The organism is Paratractidigestivibacter sp. (assembly GCF_052362415.1).
In the GTDB taxonomy this organism is placed as follows: domain Bacteria; phylum Actinomycetota; class Coriobacteriia; order Coriobacteriales; family Atopobiaceae; genus Paratractidigestivibacter.
Map to the genome: position 1 here is coordinate 9,540 of NZ_DAWEMK010000057.1, position 875 is coordinate 10,414.

Sequence of the window (875 nt, forward strand, 5' to 3'; positions counted from 1 at the left end):
CTCTGTGCTTGTGCGCTACACCCAGAAGAGCATGGAGTTGTAGCTCGGAACGGGCCAATAGTCGTCGGCGACGATGGTCTCCATCTCGTCCACGGCGGCGCGCAGGATGTCCATCGCGGGGATGACGGAGTCGCGGTAGGCGTCGCACTCCTCCTGCGGGTCCTCGATGTCGCGGGCGTCGGAGTTCTTGGACTCCAGGTCGGCCACGGCATCGTAGATGGCGTCGATGCCGCCGGTGAGCTCGCTGACGAGCTCGCGCTCGGCGCGAGCCTCGATGCCGAGCTCGGCCTTGGTGGCCACGCTGCCGGCGATGCTGCTGCTGTACTCCGAGATCGCGGGCAGGTACATGCGCTTGGCCATGTCGACCATGGTGTTGGCCTCGATGTTGAGCAGCTTGGCATACTGCTCGGCCTTCGAGACGTAGCGCGCGTGGACCTCGGCCTCGTTGAGGACGCCATACTTGGAGAAGAACTCGATGTTCTCGGGCTTGATCATCTGCGGCAGGGCGTCGGGCGTGGTCTTGAAGTTGGGCAGGCCGCGGCGCTCGGCCTCCTTCTCCCAGTCCTCGGAGTAGCCGTTGCCCTCGAAGATGATGCGGTGGTGGGCCTTGAGGGTCTTCTTGACCCAGTCGAGCGCGGCGGCGGTGAACTCGTCGCCCTCCTTGCCCTCCATGAGGCTCGCGAACTCGTCGCACTCCTCGGCCACGGCGGTGTTCAGCACGACGTTCGGGTCCGAGAGGTTCTGCTGCGAGCCGCACATGCGGAACTCGAACTTGTTGCCGGTGAAGGCGAAGGGAGAGGTGCGGTTGCGGTCCGTGTTGTCCTGGAGCACGTCGGGCAGCATCGGGACGCCCAGGTCCATGCGGGTCTTGCCGT

1 pseudogene is annotated in these 875 nt (G+C 65.3%); it reads right to left on the bottom strand.

Annotation, left to right across the window (positions count from 1 at the left end):
* Positions 1 to 15 precede the first annotated feature (15 nt).
* A pseudogene (locus ACT84W_RS06800) lies at positions 16 to 875 on the bottom strand (glutamine synthetase type III); the annotation flags it as partial.